At 48.2% G+C, this 15,975-nt stretch carries 17 protein-coding genes and 1 other annotated feature; of the genes, 15 read left to right on the top strand and 2 right to left on the bottom strand.

Annotated elements, in window-relative coordinates:
• Window positions 1-38: 38 nt before the first annotated feature.
• A complete protein-coding gene (cymR, locus tag ACTRXH_RS09790; RefSeq protein WP_027847299.1) occupies window positions 39-458 on the top strand; it encodes a cysteine metabolism transcriptional regulator CymR in 420 nt (139 codons plus the stop codon).
• Window positions 459-550: 92 nt separating this feature from the next.
• A complete protein-coding gene (locus tag ACTRXH_RS09785; protein WP_474261735.1) occupies window positions 551-1,273 on the top strand; it encodes a hypothetical protein in 723 nt (240 codons plus the stop codon).
• A gap of 34 nt (window positions 1,274-1,307) precedes the next feature.
• Here ACTRXH_RS09785 and ACTRXH_RS09780 read toward each other — a convergent pair whose 3' ends face one another.
• Window positions 1,308-1,907 (bottom strand): hypothetical protein, encoded by a 600-nt coding sequence (locus ACTRXH_RS09780; protein ID WP_474261736.1) that lies wholly within the window; start codon window positions 1,905-1,907, stop codon window positions 1,308-1,310.
• Between the two features lie 162 nt (window positions 1,908-2,069).
• On the opposite strand from ACTRXH_RS09780, the gene ACTRXH_RS09775 reads away from it, so the two are divergent.
• From ACTRXH_RS09775 to ACTRXH_RS09720, 12 genes are all read left to right on the top strand, one after another.
• A complete protein-coding gene (locus ACTRXH_RS09775; protein WP_474281941.1) occupies window positions 2,070-3,224 on the top strand; it encodes a cysteine desulfurase family protein in 1,155 nt (384 codons plus the stop codon).
• On the top strand, window positions 3,221-4,318 hold the full coding sequence (mnmA, locus tag ACTRXH_RS09770; RefSeq protein ID WP_474281939.1) for a tRNA 2-thiouridine(34) synthase MnmA: 1,098 nt from the start codon (window positions 3,221-3,223) through the stop codon (window positions 4,316-4,318). The genes ACTRXH_RS09775 and mnmA overlap by 4 nt, the downstream gene beginning before the upstream one ends.
• Before the next feature lie 100 nt (window positions 4,319-4,418).
• A complete protein-coding gene (locus ACTRXH_RS09765) occupies window positions 4,419-5,081 on the top strand; it encodes a tetratricopeptide repeat protein (RefSeq protein WP_474281938.1) in 663 nt (220 codons plus the stop codon).
• A gap of 9 nt (window positions 5,082-5,090) precedes the next feature.
• Complete coding sequence (recD2, locus tag ACTRXH_RS09760) at window positions 5,091-7,385, top strand: SF1B family DNA helicase RecD2 (RefSeq protein WP_474281936.1); 2,295 nt, start codon at window positions 5,091-5,093, stop codon at window positions 7,383-7,385.
• A gap of 37 nt (window positions 7,386-7,422) precedes the next feature.
• Window positions 7,423-7,627 (top strand) — a binding site (T-box leader).
• 66 nt (window positions 7,628-7,693) lie between these two features.
• Complete coding sequence (alaS, locus tag ACTRXH_RS09755) at window positions 7,694-10,336, top strand: alanine--tRNA ligase (RefSeq protein ID WP_474281934.1); 2,643 nt, start codon at window positions 7,694-7,696, stop codon at window positions 10,334-10,336.
• Window positions 10,337-10,474: 138 nt separating this feature from the next.
• Window positions 10,475-10,744: an IreB family regulatory phosphoprotein gene (locus ACTRXH_RS09750; protein WP_474281932.1), complete on the top strand. Its 270-nt coding sequence runs from the start codon at window positions 10,475-10,477 to the stop codon at window positions 10,742-10,744.
• Window positions 10,741-11,166, top strand: a complete 426-nt coding sequence (gene ruvX, locus ACTRXH_RS09745) for a Holliday junction resolvase RuvX (RefSeq protein WP_474281930.1) — start codon at window positions 10,741-10,743, stop codon at window positions 11,164-11,166. Before ACTRXH_RS09750 ends, ruvX begins: the two co-directional genes overlap by 4 nt.
• Before the next feature lie 17 nt (window positions 11,167-11,183).
• Entirely contained in the window at window positions 11,184-11,474 is a 291-nt protein-coding gene (locus ACTRXH_RS09740) for a DUF1292 domain-containing protein (RefSeq protein ID WP_091611995.1), read from the top strand.
• Window positions 11,475-11,584: 110 nt separating this feature from the next.
• On the top strand, window positions 11,585-12,685 hold the full coding sequence (gene mltG / locus ACTRXH_RS09735) for an endolytic transglycosylase MltG (protein WP_474281928.1): 1,101 nt from the start codon (window positions 11,585-11,587) through the stop codon (window positions 12,683-12,685).
• Between the two features lie 20 nt (window positions 12,686-12,705).
• Window positions 12,706-13,377 carry an O-methyltransferase gene (locus tag ACTRXH_RS09730; RefSeq protein ID WP_474281925.1) on the top strand — a complete coding sequence of 224 codons (672 nt, stop codon included), beginning with the start codon at window positions 12,706-12,708 and terminating at the stop codon, window positions 13,375-13,377.
• 60 nt (window positions 13,378-13,437) lie between these two features.
• Entirely contained in the window at window positions 13,438-13,914 is a 477-nt protein-coding gene (greA, locus tag ACTRXH_RS09725; RefSeq protein ID WP_474261746.1) for a transcription elongation factor GreA, read from the top strand.
• Between the two features lie 184 nt (window positions 13,915-14,098).
• Window positions 14,099-14,917 carry a YrrS family protein gene (locus ACTRXH_RS09720; protein WP_474281923.1) on the top strand — a complete coding sequence of 273 codons (819 nt, stop codon included), beginning with the start codon at window positions 14,099-14,101 and terminating at the stop codon, window positions 14,915-14,917.
• A gap of 56 nt (window positions 14,918-14,973) precedes the next feature.
• On the opposite strand, the gene ACTRXH_RS09715 is transcribed toward ACTRXH_RS09720, so the two are convergent.
• A complete protein-coding gene (locus ACTRXH_RS09715; RefSeq protein ID WP_322525725.1) occupies window positions 14,974-15,189 on the bottom strand; it encodes a DUF2536 family protein in 216 nt (71 codons plus the stop codon).
• Between the two features lie 80 nt (window positions 15,190-15,269).
• Between ACTRXH_RS09715 and mtnN the strand changes: the two genes are divergently transcribed.
• Window positions 15,270-15,959 (top strand): 5'-methylthioadenosine/S-adenosylhomocysteine nucleosidase, encoded by a 690-nt coding sequence (mtnN, locus tag ACTRXH_RS09710; protein ID WP_474261748.1) that lies wholly within the window; start codon window positions 15,270-15,272, stop codon window positions 15,957-15,959.
• The last annotated feature ends 16 nt before the right edge of the window (window positions 15,960-15,975 follow it).

Raw genomic sequence — 15,975 nt, 5'->3', positions numbered from 1 at the left:
ACAGGTACTCACAGGCCTGACAGGAAGGGATGACGGCATTGAAAATTTCAACTAAAGGCAGATACGGACTGACGATTATGATGGCGCTTGCGAGAAAGCATGGGAGCGGCCCTACATCCCTGAAATCCATCGCACGGGATCATAATCTTTCCGAGCATTATTTGGAGCAGCTGATTGCTCCGCTTCGAAACGCCAGCCTCGTGAAGAGTGTGAGGGGGGCCTACGGTGGCTATATGCTTTCTAAAGAACCGGCTGACATAACGGCGGGCGATATTATCCGTGTCCTTGAAGGCCCAATCAGCCCGGTCGAGGTCCTCGATGACGAAGAGCCGGCTAAACGGGACCTATGGCTGAAAATCCGGGATGCTGTGAAGGATGTCCTCGATAGTACTACGCTTGATTATCTGGCGGAGTATCAGGGCGACGAAGAACAGGAAAATTATATGTTTTATATCTAACTCTTGAAGGTATGAAAAGTATACATGCGAAATCTCCACGCCGCATCCGGCATGGAGATTTTTTTATGATAAATTTTTCAGGGGGAATGGCCGTGGCCGTAGAAAATATTATCGTTGTTGTAATCTTTTTACTTATCCAGCTATTCGCAGATAAATTAATATCATCCGAAAAGATCGGTCGTTTCAGCTGGCTGTCATTTTCCGGAGGGGTGGCCGTCGCGTTTATTTTTGTGTACATACTTCCGTATCTGCATGATGAACAAAGCAAATATGGTGAAAGTTCTTTTCGGGGTTTGACGTTTGAGTCGGAATTTTATCTGCTCAGCCTGGTGGGACTTATCATTTACTTTGTTATTCACAATATTGCGGTGCGGGCCTATCATTCTACGAGCAGAGGGGAGGGGCAGTTTTTCTGGATTCAAATTGCCTTTTTTGCCCTGTATAATAGTATGGTCGCCTACACAGTGTTCGGATCCGACGTTCAGGGACTGCAGACAGTTTTTTACGGGGTGGCAATTGGGCTTCATTTTATGGCTATCTCGCATGATCTGCACCGGGAGGATGCGGGCCGGTATAAGCGGGGAAGGTATTATCTGGCAGGAGGTATTTTATTTGGCTGGATATTTGCCATTGTGTTTACGCTGCCGGAAATTGTACTGGCTATTACGTTTGCGGTCATTGCAGGCGCGATGATATTTAATGTGCTGAAAAAAGAAATGCCGACAGAAGAATCCGCTCATCTGCCGACCTTTTTATGGGCAGCATTCATCTATACTGTCGTAACAGAAATATTGAAGCTGCTGTTTAATTGGTAAGCGCAGCTGCATATAAAAAAGCAAACATTTCTAATTAAAGATCGTATTTAAGCGCAAGCTCGGCCGCCCGTAGCCGGGTATCGACCGTTTGATGCTCTTCAAGCATCTCCCTGACCGTTTCAATCGCTTTGCCCTTCAGCACACCGCCGCTGATAAACGCTACATCAAAAATGATTTCATTCAGCACATCGAGGTGGTGGGTTAAGTCTGTGATGGTTTTTGGCGAGCGGAGGGAGGCCTGCAGCTCTTTACTGAAATCATTGCGGTTAAGCGGCTCTTTGTTGAAAAACCAGCTGACGGTCTTCTGATGGGGATAGCCGAGGCCCTTTTTCTGGTTATCAACGTTTGGGACATAAATGTACTGCGAGGTGACCGTGCAGAAATATACGTCACGGTTGTTGTCGTCCGGCACAATCACGAGGTCGTCCAGTTTCATCTGGGAAATAAAATTGTACACATTCGTGGCTCCCTCATCCATATCAAAGCGGGCCAGTTCCTTTTTGATTTTTTCATAGCTGAGGCCATTCAGGGATTTTCCGATGGAATATCCAATAGCGATAAAATCATACTCTAAAAAATTATGCAGCTGGTTGGTGCCGTTAGGTAAAGGCCGGAGCATCCAAACATTTTTCACTCACACATCCCGCACTTTCATAAAATAATAGGAAACAAAATACATATTACACGGGAAACGAAAGCGCAGGCAAGGAAATAGACAAAAAAACTCCTATTTGTTAATGTAAAAAATAATGTTATTCCGATTATATGAAATAACTCCATTAGGAGGAGAAGAAATATGCCCGCTATATATGCAGATCATGCGGCCACTACGCCGCTTCATCCAGAAGTGGCTGAAGCTATGATCGATTCTATGAAAAAGCCGGCAGGAAACCCTTCGAGTGTCCACGAGTACGGCCGCGGGGCCAGGAAAAGACTCGACGGGGCCCGCCGTACGGTAGCGTCATCTATAAATGCAAGTCCGAAAGAGATTGTATGGACGAGCGGAGGCACAGAAAGTAACAACCTGGCGCTCCGCGGTTTTATGCATGCCAACCAGGAAAAAGGAAACCACCTGGTGACAAGTGCCATTGAGCACCATGCTGTATTGCATACGGCTCAGGCGCTTGAGAAAGAAGGATTTCAGGTCACATACGTACGCCCCGACGAGCAGGGCATCGTTTCGGTGGAAAAAATTATGGCAGCAGTGACTGAGAAGACGGTACTGGTTTCATTAATGTATGTGAACAATGAAACAGGAGTGGTCCAGCCTGTCCATGAAGCTGCTGAAAAGCTTTCGGAAAAAGGTGTTGCCTTCCATACTGATATGGTGCAGGCCTATGGACAGCTGCCGTTTGACGTAAAAGAAACACCGGTAACGATGGCAACCATGACGGCTCATAAAATTAACGGTCCTGCAGGAGCAGGAGGTTTATTCGTTCGTCAGGGCACCAAAATTCGTCCGGAATTGACGGGCGGGGAACAGGAAAGAAAACGCCGGGCAGGCACGGAAAACGTAGCCGCCGTCGAAGGCTTTGCCAAAGCCGCTGAGCTGCAGATGAACAGTCTGGAGAAACGCCGGCAGGAGCTGGAATCGCTCAGTGCGGCATTTTTAGCTGAGCTTGACCGCAGCGGGGTCTTTTATCAAATTAACGGCGGGCATGCAGAAAAAAGTCCGCATATTTTAAATGTGTATTTCCCAGGAATTCAGCTCGAATCATTTCTTGTGCAGATGGATATGGAAGGCGTAGCCGTTTCAAGCGGTTCGGCATGCACTGCCGGGACTGTAGAACCGTCTCACGTCCTTGAAGCAATGTACGGCAAAGACGCACGTATCTATGAATCCGTCCGGTTCAGCTTTGGGTACGGAAACACCGTGGCAGATATGAAAACCACGGCGCAGGCAGCTGCGAAAATAAGCCGGAAAATGAAGGAAAAGGAGGCTTTGAAATGACCAATGAAGAGACACGGATTGTGGTAGGAATGTCCGGGGGAGTGGACTCCTCCGTTACGGCCGCTCTATTAAAAGAGCAGGGCTATGAAGTGATAGGTATTTTCATGAAAAACTGGGATGATACAGATGAGTCGGGAATGTGTACGGCAACGGAAGACTATGAAGACGTAATTGCGGTATGCAACCAATTAGACATCCCCTACTACGCTGTGAATTTTGAAAAAGAATACTGGGACCGGGTCTTTACGTACTTTCTGGAAGAATACAAAGCCGGCCGTACCCCGAATCCTGACGTGATGTGCAACAAAGAAATTAAGTTCCGTGCGTTTATCGACCACGCGTTTAATCTCGGGGCAGACTACGTCGCGACCGGGCACTATGCACGCGTGGACCATACCGGGAGCGGAACGTATCTTCTGCGCGGCGTGGACAGCAACAAGGACCAGACGTATTTTTTGAATCAGTTAAGCGAAGAACAGCTGAGCCGTGTGCTGTTTCCACTCGGAGAGTACGATAAATCCGAAGTCCGGAAAATGGCGGAAGAGCGGGACCTTGAAACGGCTGGAAAGAAAGACAGCACCGGGATCTGCTTCATAGGAGAGCGGAATTTCAAGGATTTCCTGCAGGAGTATCTTCCAGCCCAGCCGGGCGACATGGAGAGCCCTGAAGGAGAAGTGAAGGGCCGCCACGACGGGCTGATGTACTACACGCTCGGCCAGCGCCAGGGGCTTGGTATCGGCGGCTCCGGGGAACCATGGTTTGTCGTGGACAAAGACATGGAACGTAACGTTCTGATTGTCGGACAGGGCGGCAATCATAAGCGATTGTATTCCGAGCAGCTGACTGCCTCTGAACCTAACTGGATTCATGAGCCGGAAGCCTTTCCATTTTCCTGCACTGCGAAATTCCGGTACCGCCAGAAAGACCAGGGCGTTACCGTCCATCAAAAAACAAATGGAGAACTGCTCGTAGAGTTTGATGAACCGCAGCGCGCAGTGACTCCGGGACAGGCTGTAGTCTTTTATGACGGGGATGTGTGTCTTGGAGGTGCAACAATAGAAGAAGCGATGATGAAGGAAGGCGTTGCAACGTAACGTTTTCCTTTTTCTTGGTTCCTGCTGTTTGCCGGTAAGGCTTTTCAATCGCCCGGGATCGTGAAATAATACAGAAACAAGACATGAAAAGGATGATAGTATGGATGAAAATCAGCAGGCAATGGAGCATTTGCAAAACGGGGATTTTGAAGAAGCAGCAAGGCTTTTGAATGAGCAGATGGAATCGGAACCGAATGACCCTGTCGCGTACATAAACTTCGGTAATCTGCTTGCAGAAGCCGGTGAAGATGATAAAGCCATCCGTTTTTTCACGAAAGCACTGCAGATTGATGAAACAGCAGCCACAGCCTATTACGGGGCTGGGAATGTATTATATAACCGGGAAGAGTACGCTGAGGCCATTACGATGTACAAAGGAGCTCAGCAGCAGGGACTTGAAGACTCGAGTCTGTTTTTCATGCTCGGACTGAGCTACCTGCAGTCCGACCGTCTTCCGTATGCGATTGCTAATTTCAAGCGCTCGGTGGAGCTCGACGAATCGGATGCCGAAGCCAGATATTATTACGCCCTGTCGCTTGCTCAGCAGGAGGAAGTTGATCAGGCGGAAGCAGAATTTAAAAAAGTGGTGGAGCAGGATCCGGACCATGCCGATGCCCACTATAATCTGGGAGTGGCTGCTCTGTTTAATGAACGGGCGGAGGAAGCTCTCAGCTTCTTCGAGAAAGCACTTGAAGCAGAGCCTGAACACGCATTGGCAGAGAACGGCAGACAGCAGGTTCAACAGCTGCTAAGCGAAAAGTGAGGTTGTGCTATGGAGAACGGACACGATGAACAGGAACTGCTCGAGCCCTACGTCCTCGGAACGGTGCAGCACGTTATATTTCGGAATGAAGAAAATGGCTACACAGTAGCGAAAGTGAAAATTAAAGAATCGATACCTGCCTTTGAAGAAAGTACAACGACCATCGTCGGCATTCTTCCAACGGTGGAGGCAAATGAACGGTATCGTTTTAACGGCGAGATTAAACAGCATCCGCGGTTTGGCACCCAGTATCAGGTCATCTCTTATCAAAAGGAAATACCGACCGAACGCTCAGCGTTAATCGACTATTTATCGAGTGACCGCTTCCCGTACATCGGGCCAAAGACAGCGGAAAAATTGGTCGACCGCTTTGGGGCCAAAGTAATTGATGAGGTTCTCGAGCGCCCGGAAGCCCTCGAAAAAATTCCCGGACTGAATGAAGAGAAACGCAGACAAATCCGCACCGCCATGCTCGAAAATCAGGGCATGGAGCATGCGATGACGCTTCTTGTACGATACGGATTCGGTACGGATCTTGGCGTGAAAATATACAATCAGTACCGCGAACGGACCCTTGATATTATTCAGCATGATCCCTACCAGCTCGTCTGGGATGTGGACGGGGTCGGCTTTACAAAAGCGGACCGGCTCGGAGAAAACACCGGCATCCAAAAAAATGACCCAAGTCGTCTGAAGGCGGGAGTGCTGTTTGAACTGTATGAACGGACGATGCAGGACGGCCATGTGTATATCCCGAAGCAGCAGCTTCTTGACAGCGCAGAGCAGCTGCTTGCCGACCCTGCCGTTACTATTGATCAGCAGGAGCTGAAGCTCGTCCTGCAGGAGCTTGTAAATGAAGAACGGGTGCGTATTGACGATGATCGTGTTTATATCGCCTCTTTATATTTTGCAGAAAAAGGGTTTGCTGGCAGGGTGCATAAACTGCAGGAAGAAGCGGAAGAAAAAGAATATTCCCAGGCGGACCTGCTGCAGGCTCTCGGAGAAGTAGAAGAAAAGTTTGATATTGAGTATGCCGAACAGCAGAAGGAAGCAATCCAGACGGCTATGGAAGAGCCGGTAATGCTGCTTACAGGCGGACCGGGGACCGGAAAGACCACGATCATCCGGGCTATTGTGGAAGTGTACGCCTCGCTCTATGATGTTTCTCTGGACCCTTCCGAATATTCAGGCAAGAAGCCCTTCCCTGTACTGCTTGCTGCCCCGACCGGCCGGGCGGCGAAGCGGATGAAGGAGTCCACCGGCCTGCGTGCAGTGACAATTCATAAACTGCTCGGGTTTAGCGGGGAAGGAGAAAACGAGCTGTTTGAAAAGGATGAATATGAGCCTCTCGAAGGGGAGCTGCTGATTGTCGATGAAGTATCGATGGTGGACATGTGGCTGGCCAATCAGCTGATCCGTGCGGTCCCGAAAGGAATGAAGGTCGTGTTCGTTGGGGATGAGGATCAGCTTCCTTCGGTAGGACCGGGCCAGGTGCTTGGAGATTTGCTTGAAGCCGGTACTATACCGACTGTAAGCTTGTCGGTTGTGTACAGGCAGACGAATCAGTCCTCGATTGTAGAGCTGGCCCATGCAATGAAGGAGGGCGGGCTGCCGGACGATTTTGAACAGCCGTTTGAAGACCGGCGGTTTTTCCCATGCACGAAAACTCAGGTTGCCGATGTGGTGGAGAAAACGTGTGCCGGTGCCATTCGCAAAGGCTACGATCCGATGGATATTCAGGTGCTTGCCCCGATGTACCGGGGAGAGGCAGGAATTCACGCCTTGAATGAACGGCTGCAGGAAATGTTTAACCCCCGGACGCCTCAAAAACGAAGTGTAACCTTCGGAGACGCTGTTTACCAGAAGGATGATATCGTTCTTCAGCTTGTAAACAACGGCGAGGAAGGTATATATAACGGGGACAAAGGTGTACTCGAAACGGTCTTTGAAGCAAAAGAAACTGTTGATAAAGAAATGCAGATTGTGTTTTCCTTTGACGAAAAGGAAGTCAGCTACACACGCCAGGATCTTAAACAAATCACTCTTGCCTACTGCACTTCTATTCACAAGGCGCAGGGAAGTGAATTTCCCATCGTAGTCGTACCGATGCTGATGTCCTACCGGCGGATGCTGCGCCGTAATTTATTGTACACAGCGATCACACGGGCAAAGGACTATTTAATTCTCTGCGGGGAAAAAGAAGCATTTATGTATGCCGTAAAGCAGGAGTCAAAAAATGAACGCTATTCGCATCTTCGGGAACGCCTGAAGAACCGGGAGGAAGATCCGGAGGAGCAGGCTTGACAGAAAATACGGTTTCCTATATAACTGAAACAGAATAACAAAAACAGTGATGGAACGAGTACGGTGGATATATTCTCACAGAGACCGGCAGCAGCGGCTGAAACTGCCGGAGAACAACCCGCCCGAACGCTGCTCCGGAGTGCAGGCAAACCCTGCCGGATCATCCACGTTACGGATGCTGAGTTGGCCGTGTTTTTTTATGCGGCAACCAGGGTGGTAACGCGAGTACACTCGTCCCTGTTTTCAGGGGCGGGTTTTTTTATTGATATTTAAACGAAATGAAAAAACTCACGGGAGGCTGATCAATAATGCCAGCATTAACATCTACTGAAGTCCGGCGGCGCTTTTTGGACTTTTTTGAGGAAAAAGGACATACAATTGAGCCGAGCGCCTCGCTCGTTCCGCATGAGGATCCGACGCTTTTATGGATCAACAGCGGGGTAGCTACGATGAAAAAATACTTTGATGGACGGGTGATTCCTGAAAATCCGAGACTTGCGAATGCGCAAAAGTCCATCCGGACCAACGATATTGAAAACGTTGGAAGAACGACGCGCCATCACACATTTTTTGAAATGCTCGGCAATTTCTCGATTGGCGACTATTTTAAAAAAGAAGCTATCGAATGGGCATGGGAATTTTTAACGTCAGAGCGCTGGATAGGCTTTGATGAAAATAGGCTGTCGGTTACCGTTCATCCGGAGGATGACGAAGCATACCAGTACTGGAGAGAAATTATCGGCCTTCCAGAAGAACGGGTTATCCGTCTCGAAGAAAACTTTTGGGATATCGGCCAGGGACCGAGCGGGCCAAATACGGAAATCTTTTATGACCGTGGAGACAGCTGGGGAGATGATCCCCGGGATCCTGAGATGTATCCGGGAGGAGAAAATGAGCGTTATTTAGAGGTATGGAATCTCGTATTTTCCCAGTTTAATCATAACGCTGATGATACGTACACCCCTCTTCCAAAGAAAAACATTGATACCGGCATGGGGCTTGAACGGCTCGTCACCCTCGTTCAGGACGTGCCAACCAATTTTGACACCGATCTTTTCCGGCCGATAATCCGAAAGGTAGAAGAAGTATCCGGAAGAACGTACGGGGAAAATGAAGAGCAGGACATTGCTTTTCGTCTGATTGCCGATCACGTCCGGACTGTCAGTTTCTCCATCGGGGATGGGGCCCTCCCGTCCAATGAAGGACGCGGATACATTCTGCGCCGTCTGCTCCGCCGTGCGGTACGCTATGCCGGCTGGCTCGGTCAGGAGGAGCCGTTCATGCACAGACTGATAGGTGTCGTGGGCGAAATTATGGAAGACTATTATCCAGAAGTCCGCGAAAAGCAGTCCTTTATTGAACGTGTGGTAAAAACCGAAGAAGAACGTTTTCATGAAACGCTGACCGACGGGCTGAAAATGCTGAGGCAGGTAACAGAAAAAGCTCGTAATAAAGGTGAAACAGTGATTTCCGGTAAAGATGTATTCCGCCTGTATGATACGTACGGCTTCCCGCCTGATTTAACGGCAGAATACGTAGTAGACGAAGGATTCGCGGTAGACAATGAAGAATTCGAAGTGGAAATGGAGGCCCAGCGGAGCCGGGCCCGTGCGGCGAGAAAAGACAGCGGTTCGATGCAGACTCAGGAGTCACTTCTGACAGATATCGACACAGAGAGCACGTTTGTCGGCTACGAGCATTTTGACGTGGAAACAAGCGTTCAGACGCTGATTCACAATAAAGAACTCGTGGATACGGTCGGCGCCGGAGAACAGGTGCAGTTTATCCTGGAAAAAACCCCGTTTTATGCGGAAAGCGGCGGCCAGGTGGCAGACCGCGGCACGATCGTAAATGAAGCCGCAGGAATGGAAGCGGTAGTGGAAGATGTCCAGAAAGCTCCGAACGGCCAGCATCTTCATACGGCACGAATTGAAAAAGGCTCGCTTCGCAAGGGAATGCATGTAAGAGCGTCCATCGAAGAAAATACGAGAAGAAGTATTATTAAAAACCATACGGCGACCCACCTGCTGCATCAGGCTCTTAAAGATGTGCTGGGTGAGCATGTCAATCAGGCAGGGTCGATTGTGACAGATAACCGCCTCCGTTTTGACTTTTCCCATTTCGGACAGGTCACCGAGGAGGAAATAAAGCGGATCGAGCACCTTGTAAACGAAAAAGTGTGGTCCAACGTGTCGGTGCTGATTGAAGAAAAAGGAATCAATGAAGCGAAGCAGATGGGGGCCACTGCATTATTTGGTGAAAAATACGGGGAAAGAGTTCGCGTAGTACAGATCGGCGACTACAGCGTTGAACTGTGCGGCGGCTGCCATGTCAGCAGCACCTCTGAAGTCGGGGTGTTCAAGATTACAGGAGAATCCGGAATTGGCGCCGGTACCCGCCGCATCGAAGCTGTTACCGGCCAGTATGCGTATGAATACTTTGAAAGCAGAATGCAGCTGCTTGAAGAAACAGGCAGCATCGTCCGGGCCCGTGCCATCGAAGATATTCCGCAGCGTGCAGAAGCTCTGCAGGAGCAGATTAGAAGCCTTCAAAAGGAAAATGAATCGCTGTCGCAGAAGCTGAGTAATCTTGAGGCCGGGGATCTTGCAGACGCGGCAGAAGAAATAAACGGTATTCCGGTGATTGCCAAAGAACTTCCAGGAGCAGATAAAGATACACTGCGGCAGACGGTGGATGAACTCAAACAGAAGCTTGGAAGCGGTATTGTCGTGCTTGGAACGTCGGAAGGGGAAAAAGTACAGCTTATTGCCGGAGTAACGAAAGATCTTACGGAACGGTACAAAGCAGGAGATATTGTGAAAAAAGCAGCGGAAGTATGCGGAGGCGGCGGAGGCGGCCGCCCGGATATGGCTCAGGCAGGAGGGAAACAGCCTGAGAAGCTTGGGGAAGCGTTAGAAGAAGCGAAGAACTTTATCTTAACCCTTTCCTAAACACCCCTATCTCATGTACAATATAATCGTCTATACAGTAATCGTATTAATTACCACAGTATAGGAAGGGAGCTTCTCCTCCCTTCTGCTTTTTATGAAATGACCTTTCGTGAAAAGTCATCCGAGGAGGTGGAGGAATTGGATACGAATGACCGGACCGTACGTTTTAACCGAGAAGAAGATTCTTCCGACCCGAAGGCCGAAGAAGTTCTGCTCAGCGTGTATGAAGCGCTTGAGGAAAAAGGGTATAATCCAATCAACCAAATCGTGGGATATTTGCTTTCAGGCGATCCGGCCTATATCCCCCGTCATAAAGAAGCAAGAACGATCATCCGCCAGCTCGAGCGGGATGAATTAATTGAAGAATTAATTCGACACTATTTGAAGGATCACCAATCATCCTTGTGAAAAGAGCGCTTGGTATCGATGTCGGAAAAAAAAGAATCGGGATTGCCATCTCCGACGCGCTGGGCTGGACAGCCCAGGGTGTAGAAACGATTCATTTAAAAACGACAGAGCCGGACGAAGCTTTTCCGCGTATTCTTGAACTGGTTAAAGAAAATGAAATCGAGCAGCTTGTAGTCGGCCTTCCTAAAAATATGGACGGAACGATTGGGGGCAGGGGGAAGGAATGTCAGGCATTCGCAGAGAATCTTGAAGAATTTTCCTCGCTGCCTGTAGCCATGTATGATGAGCGATTGACAACGAAGGCGGCAGAACGCACACTGTTACAAGCAGATGTCAGCAGAAAAAAGCGCAAAAAAGTCGTAGATAAAATGGCAGCTGTGATGATTTTGCAGAGTTATTTGGACCATCAATCAAACTCATAGCAAAGAGGTGAAATAAAATGGCTGAAGAAGAAGAAAAAGAAAGAATTGTCATACCCGATGAGGATGGCAATGAACATTTATTTGACATCCTGTTTACATTCGACGCAGATGAGAGTGAGCAGTCCTACATTGTAGTGGTTCCATCAAGTGAAGCTGACAATGACGAAGTAGAGGTTTTTGCTTTCCGCTATGAGGAAGAAGGCGAAGGGGACGAGTCGGATATAAACCTTTTCCCAATCGAATCTGACGAAGAATGGGAAATGGTCGAAGAAATGGTGAACACTTACAGTGCTAACGAGATGGAGTAGAACCTGTTCTAACCGTAAAGGAAGCACACCGGATCTTCTTCCGGTGTTTTTCTTTATCATTATATCTGCCCTGCAGCTAAGTGAGGCAGTTAAGAGGAGAACATCCATTCATGAAAACGCTCATATATTCATATGCCGGGCGCCGCACTTCTAAAAAGAAAAAAGGAAAGGCGGCACTTTATTTCCTGGGGGCAATATTTTTGATGAGTGCCGCTTCGGCTCTCATATATGTGCTGTACATGCTTTTTCCGGCAGCGGAAAATGACGGGGAAAAACAAACCGTTGTTATTGAACAGGGCGCCTCCACGGAAGCTGCGGCTGAGTATTTGGAAAAGCAGCAGCTGATCAGAAACTCTGTTGTGTTTCAATACTACAGTTACTTACGACCGGACAGCCTGAAAGCCGGTACATACCGGCTATCTGCTTCGATGAGTGCCGTAAAAATTGCCCGTACACTTGAAGCCGGGCAGCAGGCACAGGAACCGGTAGTTTCCATCACTATTCCGGAAGGCCGGTCTCTGGAGCAGATAGCACGAATCAGTGCGAAGAATGCTGATTTTTCAGAAGAAAAGTTTATGGAAACCGTCACCGATGACGCGTTCATTCGTTCCCTAAGTGAATCTTATTCATTTATCAGGGAGTCAAATAATGAAAATGACGTGCGCTACACACTGGAAGGTTATTTATCCCCACAGACGTATGAATATTATGGTGACTCCCCGGGTACCGAAGCAGTAGTGAAGGATATGATTGAACGAACAAACGAAACTATGGTAGAATTTTCGAATCAAATCACTAACAGTCCATGGACTGCCCGTGAAATATGGACCATTGCTTCTATTGTAGAACGGGAGGCGGGACGGGCAGAGGACCGGGCTCCGATTGCCGGAGTGATCGAAAACCGGCTTGGGAAAAATATGCGTCTTGAGATGGATCCTACGGTGGCATATGCGCTCGGTGAACACAGGCTTCGTACTTCCTTCAATGATTTGCAGGTGACTTCGCCGTACAACACCTACCGAAACCGGGGCCTGCCGCCTGGGCCAATTGCAAGCCCGGGTATACAGTCGATCGAGGCAGCTTTGAATCCTGAAAATACGGAGGCGTTATATTTTTATGCCCGCCCGAACGGAGAAGTTATTTACAATGAAACGTACGAGCAGCATACACGCACCCAGAGAAAGTATGAAAGCGAATGGGAGAATCAATAGCTAAGAAAGCGGGCGAAAAAATGCCGGACATAAACAACCACTTTTATGAGTACCGGAAAGAGTTGGGTATCGGGCCGCCGACGTGGTTTGAAGAAATGATTGAAGAAGCGGAACGCGACCGTGTGCCGGTTATGGATGAAGAGGCCCTGCAGTTTATGATCGAACTTCTTCAGTTAAAAAGACCGGCATCGGTTCTCGAGATTGGCACGGCGATTGGTTATTCTGCTTTGCGAATGGCAGCTGCCCTTCCCGAAACGTCCATAGTATCAGTGGAAAAAGACGAAGAACGCTACAGGCGTGCAGCTTATTACCGGGCTAAAAGCCCTTGGCAGGAGCAGACTACGTTTGTTCTTGGTGATGCTTTAAACCTGCAGGAAGAATTTTCAGAAAAAACGACGTTTGATGCGGTATTTATAGACGCTTCCAAAGGCCAGTACCAGCGGTATTTTCAATTGTGCGAGCAGCTGCTGGCTCCAGGAGGGCTTATTATTAGTGATAACGTTTTATTCCGCGGTTTGGTCGCTGACCCGAAAGCAGATATACCTGAACGATTACAGCCGATGGTGCAAAAAATTCGGGCGTACAACCGCTGGCTGGTGGAAAGAAAAGACTTTCGCACCAATATTTTCCCGGTCGGTGACGGCGTGGCAGTAAGTGTTCTGCTTCCGGAAGCAACCGGTAGTATAACGTAAAATACTATAAAAATAAGCCGAAATATGATACATTTTTATACTGAATAGAGGAGTGAAAATATGCCAGAAGAAAAACAGCATTTTATGACAGAAGAAGGCAGAAAGAAGCTTGAAGAGGAACTGGAATATTTAAAAACGGAGCGGCGCCAGGAAGTCGTAGAGCGCATAAAAATTGCAAGAAGCTTTGGCGATTTGTCCGAAAACTCGGAGTATGATGCTGCCAAAGATGAGCAGGCCTTTGTAGAAGGACGCGTAAGCCAGATTGAGCAGATGCTCAAAAATGCTGCTATCATTGAAGAAGACACAGGTAATAACTCCGTAGTGTCGCTCGGAAAATCAGTACGGTTTAAAGAACTGCCAAACGGCGATGAAGAAAGCTATACGATTGTTGGAAGTGCAGAATCTGATCCGCTGGAAGGAAAAATTTCCAACGATTCCCCAATGGCCCAAAGTCTGCTCGGACGCCAGATTGGTGAACAGGTGACGGTTTCGACACCGGGCGGGGACATTGAAGTCGAGATTATTGAAATCGCCTAAAAGCCGTTCGGCAGCAATGAAAACTTAAACACAGCGCCCTGCTTTGAGGATGTAAATCATAGGTCTATATTCCCTCGTTTTCCGAAAATATTTCCTTTATGATAAGACATGTTACGTTCTCTCTGCAGGGCGTGTTTTTGTACTACAAAAGCAATACATATGATAGGGGCAGGTGAATCATAAGATGTCGAACAACAATTATAACGACGACTCCGGCTCGCGCTTTCAAAAGAAAAGAAAAAAGCGGATGAATAATGTTTTAAATGCTGCTATTGGTATTGTAGCAGTCCTCATTCTGTTCTTCGGGATTCTGTTATTGTTTTTTAACAATAATAATGAACAGGCTGAAGATAACGGGGAAGAAATGGCAGATTCAACTAATACCGAAGAAGAGCAGAATGAAAGCGGACCGGAGGACAACCCGGACACTTCTTCTACAGAAGAAACCCCGGAAAACAATGCAGATGAAGAAGGTACAGAAGAAGAAACTTCAGAAGAAGCAGAAGAAACCTCTGAATCTGATTCTTCCTCTGAGTCCGATTCTTCTACAGAAGAAGATCCGGCTGCTTCTTCAAACGATGGAGCCGAAAATGACTCCTCTGAGGAAAGCACGACCAGTGAAGACTCGTCAGAAGAAGAGAACAGCAGTACTTCCGACTCGGAAGGCAGTGACAGTGCTGATACGGAAACGACTCAGGAAGACGGAGAATACGAACCGGTGGGCACTGAACAGGAAAGCTTTCAGGCTGACTTTACGCAAGGCGGTCAGAACTGGGAAGAAATGGAGAACGCTGTAGAAGCAGCCACTGGGCTTAGATCGACAGAAGGTAACAGCACAGTGCTCTGGAGACTCGAAAACGGAGGATCGCAGGATACGGCAAGAGCAGTTATCAGTGAGGACGCCAGCAGTGAAAATCCATACGAAGTACGCATGGAGTGGGTGGACGGTGAAGGCTGGAAACCAACAAGCGTTGAACGTCTCGACAGTAACCCGTACAACTAAAGAAAAACCGGCTTTCCTTGGGGAGGTCGGTTTTTCTTTATATTATTCTGATGAAATTAAGGGGTGGGGACAGCGCGGAAATGAACGACAGCGGTGTAAATTGAACGCCCGTTCTCTGAACGGGTATGCACATGGTGCTGCACGTGATGAACCCCGAGCATCAGAGCTTCGTTTTGTTCGATCTTTTTTTGAATATCTGCTTCCAGTTGTTCAAGGGACGACGATTCAAAAAATTCGACCTTGTCCCGGATTGTTTGCAGGTTTAAAGACATATGTATTCTCCTTTGCGTTATAATGTACAGGGTAGTTTTACCAGTAATTATAATTGTAAATGATAAAGGTGGGTCCGCCAATGCGTTTAGGCATTATTGGAGCAATGGAAGAAGAAGTTGAATATTTAAAAAGCTTAATGGAAGATATAGAAGAAAAAGAAACCGGCGGCTGCTTTTTTTCTTTTGGGCGCTTAAACGGCCATGAGGTAATTCTTTTGCAGTCGGGTATTGGAAAAGTGAATGCAGCTATCGCCACCTCGCTTTTAATCGGGCTGTACAAGCCCGAAGCTGTAATTAACACAGGCTCAGCCGGAGGATTCAACCCGGACCTTTCTGTTGGCGATGTGGTGATATCCACAGAGGTGCGTTATAACGACGTGGATGCGACAGTGTTCGGATATGAATTCGGGCAGGTGCCAAATATGCCGGCAGCTTATCCTGCAAGCCGTGAATGGATAGAGAAAGCAGAAGCCGCCGCTTTGCAGGTGGACTTGAATACGCGGACGGGGCTGATTTTGTCCGGAGATTCGTTTATGAGTAAGACGGAGCAGGTGGACGCCTTAAAAGCTCACTTTGACGAACCTCAGTGTGCGGAAATGGAAGCAGGGGCAATTGCCCAGGTATGCTATCGGTTTTCCTGCCCATTTGTAGTTATCCGTTCGCTCAGCGATATTGCAGGCAAAGAAGCAAAGCAGTCCTACGATGAATTTTTAAAGCATGCTTCGAAGCAGTCAGCTGATATGGTTATTGCTCTTTTGGCCCAGGCATAAATCCATCGGAAAAGTG

Source organism: Marinococcus sp. LNHM5E3-2.1 (assembly GCF_056034365.1).
This window is presented reverse-complemented; position numbering and strand designations above follow the sequence as displayed.